The organism is Mesorhizobium sp. M7A.F.Ca.AU.002.02.1.1 (assembly GCF_003998535.1).
Classification (GTDB): Bacteria; Pseudomonadota; Alphaproteobacteria; order Rhizobiales; family Rhizobiaceae; genus Mesorhizobium; species Mesorhizobium ciceri.
The window spans coordinates 1-2,875 of the sequence record NZ_RZPB01000758.1; the positions used below are offsets into that span (position 1 = coordinate 1).

General features: G+C 64.9%; 2 protein-coding genes and 1 pseudogene. 2 read left to right on the forward strand and 1 reads right to left on the reverse strand.

Translation table 11 applies throughout. The annotated features are described in order from the left end of the window. Window positions 1-621: ROK family protein (locus EN879_RS30755; protein WP_127274473.1), on the forward strand; the 621-nt coding region annotated here is incomplete at its 5' end. A 67-nt stretch (window positions 622-688) separates the two neighbouring features. Here EN879_RS30755 and EN879_RS30760 read toward each other — a convergent pair. Beyond that, on the reverse strand, window positions 689-2,017 hold the full coding sequence (locus EN879_RS30760) for a dicarboxylate/amino acid:cation symporter (protein ID WP_063167594.1): 1,329 nt from the start codon (window positions 2,015-2,017) through the stop codon (window positions 689-691). A 169-nt stretch (window positions 2,018-2,186) separates the two neighbouring features. Between EN879_RS30760 and EN879_RS30765 the strand changes: the two are divergent. Next, a pseudogene (locus EN879_RS30765) lies at window positions 2,187-2,875 on the forward strand (sensor histidine kinase); the annotation flags it as partial.

Here is a 2,875-nt window from a genome sequence, read left to right on the forward strand (position 1 = left end):
GGTCATGTGACCGATCTCGGCGGCGGTGTCGTCGTCGATGGGCGCATCCTGCATGGCCGCCGTGGCCTTGCCGCCGAGATCGGTCACATGACCATCACCAATGAGGGCGAGCGTTGCGTGTGCGGCGTTATCGGCTGCTTCGAGGCCATCGCTTCGGGAACCGCGCTCGGCCGCCGCGCCACCGCCGCCACGGCCGCCGGCGACGGCTCGGCCTTGCGGCGCCTGTCAGCGGATGCGGAGGTGACCGGCCGCCATGTCGTCGAGGCGGCACGGCTGCGCGACGATCTTGCCTCGGCCTTGCTGGACGAGGAAGCCCGCTGGCTGGGCGTCGGCTTCACCAACCTGTTACATCTCTATTCGCCCGATGTGCTGGTCGTCGGCGGCGGCATCGCCAATGGGCTCGACCTGATGGCGCCGACCATCGAGGCAACCATCAGGCAGCGGGCCATGCGCGCCTATCGCGACGTACCGGTCGTTCCAGCACAGCTCGGCCGCCATGCCGGGCTCGTCGGCGCCGCCAGCCTTGTGCTGTTCGACGACGAGGGCACTTTGGCAGCCCGCATGCCTGTCGGCCCAAGCACATATCCGGACACACCACTGAGCAAGATCGGCACCGTCTGACGTGCGACTGCATGACAAAGGCCGCAGGCAGCATGCCTCCGGCCTTTTACGCATAAGCCACACGTGGTTACTCGGCGGGGACGACATCCGCCGGCAGGCTGTCATCAGCCGTGCCCGCCAGCGCCCTCGCCAGCTTGGCCTCGTCGAGTTCGCCTTCCCAGCGCGCCACCACCAGCGTGGCGACGGCATTGCCAACGAAGTTGGTCAGCGCCCGGCATTCCGACATGAAGCGGTCGACGCCGAGGATCAGCGCCATACCGGCGACCGGCACCGCCGGAACCACCGACAGCGTGGCGGCAAGGGTGATGAAGCCCGCTCCGGTGATGCCGGCGGCACCCTTGGACGAGAGCATGGCCACCAGCAGCAGCAGGATCTGGTCACCCATCGACAGGTGGATGTTGGTCGCCTGTGCGATGAACAGCGCCGCCAAGGTCATGTAGATGTTGGTGCCGTCGAGGTTGAAGGAATAGCCGGTCGGGATGACCAGGCCGACCACCGAGCGCTTGGCGCCGGCCTTCTCCATCTTTTCCATCAGCGAGGGCAGGGCGGCCTCCGACGAGGAGGTGCCCAGCACCAAAAGCAGCTCTTCCTTGATGTAGCGGATCAGCGACAGGATGGAGAAGCCGTTGTAGCGGCAGACCGCACCCAGCACGATGAACACGAACAGGAACGACGTCACGTAAAAGGTGCCGACCAGCATGGCGAGATTGATGACCGCGCCGATGCCGTATTTGCCGATGGTGAAGGCCATGGCGCCGAAGGCACCGATGGGGGCGGCCTTCATCAGCACGCTGACCAGCTTGAAGATCGGCGTCGTCAGTGCCTGCAGGAAGTTGAGCACGGGCATGCCCTTGTCGCCGACCAGCGCCAGCGCGATGCCGAACAGCACCGAGAAGAACAGCACCTGCAGGATGTCGCCGTCGGCGAAGGCGCCGACGATGGTCGACGGGATGATGTTCATCAGGAACCCGGTGACCGACTGATCGTGCGCCTTGGCGGCGTAGGTGTTGACGGTCGAGGCGTCGAGCGTCGCCGGGTCGATGTTGAAGCCGGCGCCCGGCTGCACGACATTGGCGACGACAAGGCCGATGATCAGCGCCAACGTCGAAAAGGTGAGGAAATAGAGCATCGCCTTGCCGGCAACACGCCCGACCTTCTGCAGGTCGCTCATGCCGGCAATGCCCGTTGTCACGGTCAGGAAGATGACCGGGGCGATGATCATCTTGACCAGCTTGATGAAGGCGTCGCCGAGCGGCTTCATGCTCTCGCCGACCGACGGATAGAAATGGCCGAGCAGGATGCCGACGGTGATCGCGACGAGCACCTGCACGTAGAGTTGGGCATAGAAAGGTTTGCGCTGCGCGGCAAGCGCGCCTGATTGGTCTGCGATGTGCATCGAACTCTCCCTGGCCGGATGGGCGAAAACGGATCGCCTGCGTGACTTCTCCCATCGCGGCGCTCCGGTCGCACGCCGCTGAAAACAGTTTTGCAAGCGTCGTGCCAGATCGGGGAAAGGCCGGAATCGCGGATTTCCGCCTTTGTCAGAGGTCGCGCGGACAATACTTGTGCGGATTTCCGCACAAGTGGCGTTTGCCTGGGCGGATTTTCGCATTACACTGACCGGAAAGCCGCGAAGAAAAGGGAGAGGGCAGACGCCGCAGGCAGGCACCGATAGCGAATCCCAAGGGTTTGCCGGCCGTGAGTTGCTGCGCGAGGCGGTGGCCCGGCTGCGCGACGGCCGCTGGCTTGCCGTGGTCGCAGCCCTTGCCGTCCTGGCTGGCGCGATCGCCATCGCCGGGCGCATCGCCTCCGGCCAGGCGGCCGACAATCTGCGCGACACAGCACTTGCCGCTCTGCCGCTGGCGGCGGGAACGCTGACCGGCGAAATCGAAAAGCAGCGCCTGGTTCCCTTGGTGCTGGCCCGCGACGATGCTGTGCGGGGCGCGCTGCGCCGGGCCGGGAAGATGCAAGAAGCGGCCCTCAACGACAAGCTCAAGGCGATTGCCGGCGATGCCTCGGCCTCCGCCATCTATGTCATCGATACGGCAGGCATCGCCATATCAGCCAGCAATGCCGGCGAACCGACCAGCTTTGTCGGCATCGACTATAATTTCCGGCACTATTTTCAGGAGGCGATGGCGAAAGGTGCTGCCAGCCAATATGGCCTCGGCACGATCAGCGGACGGCCGGGACTCTACCTTTCGAGCCGCGTCGACGATAAAGGAAAGAAGCTTGGCGTGGAGGGGGGGAAGGT